The following is a 6,601-nucleotide window of genomic DNA, read 5'->3' on the forward strand; positions in this document are numbered from 1 at the left end:
CAAGCGTTCTGACGTCTACAGAACTTGACACAGCCCAGGCGACGGGTCCAGCAGATCGATCGCGACGAACTCTTCGCCGCCGACTCGGGCGATGACTGCTTCCGTGCTCATTGCTTGTTGAATTCGATCAGCAACTTGGATGAGCAGGCTATCGCCAGTCGGGTGTCCGAAGCGGTCGTTGACCGCCTTGAACCGGTCCAGATCGATGGCGATCACGCACATGGATCTTGTTCCGGATCGCGCAGGCATGATGTTGAGTTGATGATCAAGACCGCGACGATTTGCCAACCCGGTCAGTGGGTCGATGAGGGAGTCCACGGCGCTGCGGCGGACCAGGGAGAACGTTAGTTGGACCATAGGCATTACTCCGATGTCTGTCGTCAGGCAGGAGATGCCCAGTGCGGTGGCGACGGCCCAGCCACCCGGCGTGGAGGGGTCCGAGTAAACCGCGGTCATCAGTCCAACAGTGGTGAGGATCGACCAGCTGATGTGTGCGGACTGGGCTTTGCCGCTGTGGAAGACCGCAAGGTATATGCCCGTACACACAAATCCGCTGGTTGATGCGAGCCCAGCCAGTGGTACTGCATCTGAGAACGCGGACGCCGTGATTGCCAGGTCGATCATCACGACCAGCCGCAGTGAGCTTCTGGGCGTCGGCCAGGCGCATAGAAGCCACCTCAGTAGGCAGTAGGGGCCGACCGCGATGGCCATTCCGTCGACGAAGCGTGCGGCCGGGTCGTGTGGACCCCAGTCGGAGAACATGAGCAGGATTCCCGGGAAGGTCAGCATGGGGGCGCCGATGATGATGCTGAGCCTGATCCAGCGCAGCACGCCCCGTGACTCCAGGAACTCGGGCAACCACGTCTCGGGGGAGTCATTCCACCATGGCGCGATCAGCGATCTGGGGCTCTGCTGCACGACTCCTCGATCCGCGACCAACTCAGCGTTGACAGAACGCACATTAACATACGGAAAGTAACGAACCCCTCTAGTAATACATTAAAAAATACTCGTTTATCGACCTATACGGACTGTGAGATTGGGGAAGGTGGTCGTCGACAGGACCGATTGGAGCGCACGCGCTCGGCTGGATGCTGCGCTGCGGCTAACTTGGTAGGCAGATGTCCGGCTATCGCGCGTGCCAGGTTCACGTTGGTGATGTTCTCGGTGGCGTCCTTCGCAGTGCGAGCAGCGACGAGTTCGTATCCGGCCATGTGCCAGCCGGTCCGGGGCGTACCAGCCGATCCGGCAGTCCGCGGCGGAGTCGAGGTGCTCAACGCCTCGGCCCGCCAGTCGGGCACGGTTCGGACTGAAAAGCTTTCGTGCCGTCACCTCCCGTCGTCACAGCAGACGCAAGGGTGAACTGGCGGGGTCAGGACCGCTGCGACAGAGCCGCGGGTGCGTCCAGCAGGAAGCAGTCGTCGGGGCAGGGCAGCGGCACCCAGCCTGTCGACAGCAGCTGCTCCATGGCGTCGGCGTCGATCGGTCGGGACAGCAGGAAGCCCTGCGCGTGATGGCAGCCGTACCGCAGCAACGTCGCTGCAGCGCGGGCGTCCTCCACCCCTTCGGCGACCACCTGCAGGTCGAAGGCATTGGCGAGGTTGATGATGGCCCGGACGATCGCCAGGTCGTCGGGGTCGGTGCCGAGGTTCTTGACGAACGATCCGTCGATCTTGAGCATGTCGATCGGTAGCGACTTCAGGTGCGATAGGGTGGCGTAGCCGGTGCCGAAGTCGTCGAGCGCGATCGTGACGCCGACCTCCTTCAGTTCGGCGAGCGTGGTCTGGGTAGTTTCGATGTCGGCCACCATGGCGCGCTCGGTGATTTCCAGGCAGACCGATGGGCCGTCGATGCCGAACTCGGCGAGCGTGTCGGCGACGGTGCCGGCGAAGTCCGGGCTGGTCAGTTCGGCCGGTGCGACGTTGACGCGCAGGGTGGCGGACCGGCCGATCCCGTGCGACCGCCAGCGGCTCAGGTCGGCGCAGGCGTTGCGCAGCACCCAGTGGCCCAGTTCGGTGATGGCGCTGGTCGATTCGGCGACGTCGATGAACGAGTCCGGCAGCAGCAGCCCCCAGGTGGGGTGCTGCCAGCGGACCAGTGCCTCGGCCGCCACGACCGCACCGGTGGTCAGGTCGACTTCGGGCAGATAGCGCAGCCGAAGCGCGTCGCGGCCGATTCCGCCGTACAGGTGGCGCTCGATATCGTTCCGAAAGCCGCCGCGCAGTGCCATTGCGGGGGTCGCGACGACGACTCGGTCACCGCCGGCCAGTTTGGCATCCCGGGCCGCATCATCGGCGTGCTGGAGCAACTCGGTGCTCTGAACGCGACCCGGTGATCCGACAGCAAGCCCGATGCTTGCTGTCGGGCTGACCACCACGGTGCCGATCGTTACGGTGTCGCGTAGCCGTGCACGGATGCGGTGGGCTAGTGCTTCGGCCTCAGCGATCTCCATCGGTCGGCTTGGCACGATGGCGAACGCAGAGCCGCCGAGTCTCGCGATCATAGCTAGGTCGTTCAGGTCCCGGTCGAGACGCAGTGCCAGAATCTGGATGTACCAATCGCCGACCGAATGCCCGAAATTGTTGTTGATGGACTTCAGTCGTTCGATGTCCAGGTAGATAACCGTGACCGAGCCGGGGTTCCCGTCGGTGAGCCGCTGCGATAGGTGAGCGATCAGCGCGCGGCGGTTGTACACACCGGTGAGGTCGTCATGATCAGCTAGTTTGCTGAGGTTCTGTTCCGCGGCGATCCGGCGCTGCAGCTGGCCGAACAACGGCGCAGTCACGTTGATGATGCTCAGCTGCTCGTCCGTCCAGTCTTTGCCATCCGATCGCGCGAATCCGAGGACCCAGATGGTCGTCTCGCCCAGGAGTATCGGGGCCACGGCTACCGACGATGCTGAGCCAGTGCAATCCGATCTGATCGCAGTCTGGCCGACACCGGCGATGCAGTGAGCGAGGACCGGATCGATCAGGCCGCTATCGGCGGAGACTGGAAAATTGAGTTCGCCGTGGTCACGCTGCGGCGGCCACTGGGCGATCAGTGTTGCGGTCTGCAGCAGGTGGTTGTTGTGCTGGAGGAAGCCGCGGTCGACGCCTAACCGTCGTGTCACGTCAGCCAGCACGCGTTCGCATATCTCGGACCTGGTGATAGTGGTGGCATTCATCAGATCGGTGGTGATGCCCGCGATGAAATCTAGTGTTTTCTGCATGATCCCGCCTTGCGCTGGAACGAAGGGGCACTCCGGCGTTCGGGGGATCCCGGCGGGCAGTCGCCAGGTGACGTGATTCGCCATGGCGGCGGCTTCGATCTTGGGTTTTCCTGCATCGGTCCTCGATCCGCTGTCTACCTGCCCCGTGGCTGCCTCAACGTAAACCATACAGTTAGTCATTATTGTAACCATTTTAGCGGCATGTAGTCCATAGTGTCGAGGGCTTCGTGGACTGATGGTACGTGGAGTGCTTCTGAGTAGTCAGATGTAGCCCAGCTAGCGGTGGTGGCAGGTTGTCTGCCCTGTGGGATGACTGGCCGGTGTGATCGTGGTCGTCCCGTATCCGATCGGGCTAAACGGATCCCGGGCGGTCTCGCCACGCGGGGGTTTTGGCTTCGATGCACCGACTGGTGGCGGATGATGTTCTGCAGCGATTAGGAGTCAACTCGGGAGTCGTCTGCTCATGCCGCAGATCCCTGTCTGGCTTGGTCGTGCGCACCGGCGCCGCCTGCCCGCTGTTGGAACGGGCCTTTGTGGGGCGCTCGACCTTCTGGGTGTGCCGTGGCCGGCGCCGCCGGAGCACAGCTGATCAGGACGTTGGCACCCGACCCGCTCGCCAAGTCAGGGAATGAGTCCCGGGGAAACAGCGATGGGATCGGCCGCGGCGACCCCGGTCGACAGTCGATCGTGCTGGCCAGGGGCGACCCCGGTCGACAGTCGATCGTGCTGGCCAGGGGCGACAACCCCGCGGCCCGAACGGGGAGCCTGTTCGAGAGGTCGTGAGCGGCAGCCCGACATGGAGATTACAATACCCTCAGTTTGTTGAAGGTTTAAAAACAGTCAAAATGATTGATTTGAGCTTGCAATATGAACTGGCAGTTCGTAGTCTTTGGGTGGGTGACCGTCGCCGCCGGGCCGCGAGGTCCAGCCGATCACCCCGGTCCCGTAAGGAGAAGCGCACATGTCCTTCGTCACCACCCAACCGGAGGTGCTCGTATCGATGGCGGGCGTACTCGACTCGATAGGCTCGACACTGACCGCTGAGAACGCAGCGGCAGCGGCCCCTACTGCTGGTGTGATTCCTGCTGCTGCTGACCCCGTATCTGCGCTCACTGCCGCACAGTTCGCCAACTACGCCGAGCGCTACCAGGCGCTCGGCGCTCAGGCAACGGCGATCCACGAACTGTTCGTGCACACCCTCAGCACCACCGCGGGGTCGTACGAGGCCACTGAGGCCGCCAACGCGCTTGCGGTCTACTAGATCGTTGCCGGGTACACGATGGCATTCGATTTCGGCCTGGTTCCTCCGGAGATCATCTCCGGTTGGATGTACTCCGGCCCGGGCAGCGCGCCGCTTATTCAAGGCGCATCGGCCTGGGACCGCCTGGCCGCTGAACTGAGTTCGGCGGCTGACGGGTACCGGGCGGTGGTCGCCGGCCTCGTTGACGAAGGGTGGCGAGGGCCGGCGGCGATCACCATGGCGGCGACGGCCGCGCCGTTCGTGTCATGGATGAGCGACACCGCCATGCAAGCGGAACACGCTGCTGCTCAGGCGCGGTCGGCCGCTAATGCATTTCAGGCCGCATATGCCGCAACCGTTCCGCCGGCGATGATCCTGGCGAATCGCACCCAGTTCGTCCACCTGGTCGCCACCAACGCGCTCGGTCAGAACACGCCTGCAATCGCTGCGCTGGCCGCCCAGTACGCGGAGTTCTGGGCGCAGGATTCCGCAGCGATGTACGTATACGCGGCGAAGTCGGCGATCGCGTCGCAGTTGACGCCCTTGACCGAGGTGCCGTCAACCGCGAACCCCGCGGGCGAGGCCATCCAGGCTAGTGCGGTCAGCCACGCGGTGGCCAACTCTGCTGCCTCAGGTCCGCCGTCGTCGCCACAGTTGGTGACCAGCGTGCTCAACAGTCTCGCATCGCCTGGTACGGCTGGGTCCGCGGATGCTGGCACAACCATCACCACGCCGTTCGGTACAGTTCCGCTAGATCTCGGCAGTCTGTCGCTGCAGTCGATCATCAACAGCCTACCGACCCTGCTGCCGGGCTATCTGATGCTGACCGCGACGCCGGTCTTCATCTTCTCCGGCATGCAGGCGATCGTCTCCCAGTTCATGTCCTTCGCCGACAGGGCGCAGCAGGAGGCGGAGCAGGCCGCGGCGGACGCCCAGGCCGCTGCCGACGCCGAGGCTGCGGCGGCGGCCCAGGCAGCTCAGGACGCGGAAGCCGCGGCGGCCGGTGACGCAGGCGGCTGGGGCGATGGCGGCGGCGCTTGGGCCGACATGGGCGCCGCGGACTCGGTCGGAGACCTGTCGGTACCGCCGATGTGGGGCTGGGCGACGGGGGCGGTAGAGGGGATGGCAGCGGGTCTGCCGCTCACGGTGCCAGTGCTGGACGGGCTGGCGGCAGCTGACTTCGCTGCCGGAGCGGGCGTGCCGATCCTCATGGGAGGGATACCGCGGGCGATGGCTGGGGCGGCGACCGGGGCAGCTCCGGAATCGGGCGGCACCGCCGCCAAATACGGGGAGCGTGTCAGTGTGCTGGCCCGCCCACCCGCTGCCGGGTACGCCGACGAACTGGCAGCCGCCGCGCACGCCGTCCCAGTGGGCTACGCGCCACACGGCCGGCCACCCCCTGGCTATCGTGCCGCGGTCGTCTACGTGCCGGCTACCGATCCGGCACCGAAAGCCCCCTGACCCCGGCGAGTGCCGGAACATCCATCCAGGTAAGGAGAGCTTCATGCCACGTTTCATGACTGATCCGGACGCGATGCGTTCGATGGCGGGTCGGTTCGACACCCACGCGCAGACCGTGGAGGACGAGGCCCGCCGGATGTGGGCGTCCTCGACGAACATCTCCGGCTCCGGCTGGGGTGGTCTGGCCGAGAAGACCAGCTACGACACCATGGGCCAGATGCAGACGGCGTTCCGCAACATCGTCAACATGCTGCACGGAGTCCGCGACGGTTTGATCCGCGACGCCAACCACTACGAGCAGCAGGAAGCTGCCTCGCAGCAGATCCTGTCGAGCTAGAAGGAGACCCTCTGATGAGCATTAATTACCAGTTCGGTGACGTCGACGCGCACGGCGCGCTGATCCGCGCGCAGGCGGCGTCGTTGGAGGCGGAGCACCAGGCGATCGTGCACGACGTGCTCGCGGCCGGGGATTTCTGGGGTGGCGCCGGTTCGGTGGCCTGCCAGGAGTTCGTGACCCAGTTGGGCCGCAACTTCCAGGTGATCTACGAGCAGGCCAACGCCCACGGCCAGAAGGTGCAGTCGGCCGGCAACAACATGGCCAACACCGACTCGGCCGTCGGGTCCAGCTGGGCCTGACCGGGCCGCTCCCTGCGCCGAGTGTGAACCGGCGGTGTGGAAACTCTGCTGGA

The 6,601-nt window shown here is 64.8% G+C and carries 6 protein-coding genes; 4 read left to right on the forward strand and 2 right to left on the reverse strand.

Annotated features, from left to right (window positions below; translation table 11 throughout):
• Positions 1-15: 15 nt before the first annotated feature.
• Complete coding sequence (locus KIH27_RS23180) at positions 16-918, reverse strand: GGDEF domain-containing protein (protein ID WP_214092369.1); 903 nt, start codon at positions 916-918, stop codon at positions 16-18.
• Between the two features lie 454 nt (positions 919-1,372).
• Positions 1,373-3,211, reverse strand: a complete 1,839-nt coding sequence (locus tag KIH27_RS07770) for a putative bifunctional diguanylate cyclase/phosphodiesterase (protein ID WP_214092374.1) — start codon at positions 3,209-3,211, stop codon at positions 1,373-1,375.
• A 961-nt stretch (positions 3,212-4,172) separates the two neighbouring features.
• On the opposite strand from KIH27_RS07770, the gene KIH27_RS07775 reads away from it, so the two are divergent.
• From KIH27_RS07775 to KIH27_RS07790, 4 genes are read left to right on the forward strand one after another with little or no spacing between them, the layout of a single operon-like run.
• The gene (locus KIH27_RS07775) at positions 4,173-4,472 is read left to right on the forward strand and encodes a PE family protein (protein WP_214092370.1); all 300 of its coding nucleotides are present in this window, start codon (positions 4,173-4,175) and stop codon (positions 4,470-4,472) included.
• A gap of 18 nt (positions 4,473-4,490) precedes the next feature.
• Positions 4,491-5,912 carry a PPE family protein gene (locus tag KIH27_RS07780; RefSeq protein ID WP_214092371.1) on the forward strand — a complete coding sequence of 474 codons (1,422 nt, stop codon included), beginning with the start codon at positions 4,491-4,493 and terminating at the stop codon, positions 5,910-5,912.
• A 43-nt stretch (positions 5,913-5,955) separates the two neighbouring features.
• The gene (locus KIH27_RS07785) at positions 5,956-6,249 is read left to right on the forward strand and encodes a WXG100 family type VII secretion target (RefSeq protein WP_214092372.1); all 294 of its coding nucleotides are present in this window, start codon (positions 5,956-5,958) and stop codon (positions 6,247-6,249) included.
• Positions 6,250-6,263: 14 nt separating this feature from the next.
• Positions 6,264-6,548, forward strand: coding sequence for a WXG100 family type VII secretion target (locus tag KIH27_RS07790; protein ID WP_214092373.1), 285 nt, complete (start codon positions 6,264-6,266; stop codon positions 6,546-6,548).
• The last annotated feature ends 53 nt before the right edge of the window (positions 6,549-6,601 follow it).

It is taken from the genome of Mycolicibacter acidiphilus (assembly GCF_018455725.1).
In the GTDB taxonomy this organism is placed as follows: Bacteria; Actinomycetota; Actinomycetes; order Mycobacteriales; family Mycobacteriaceae; genus Mycobacterium; species Mycobacterium acidiphilum.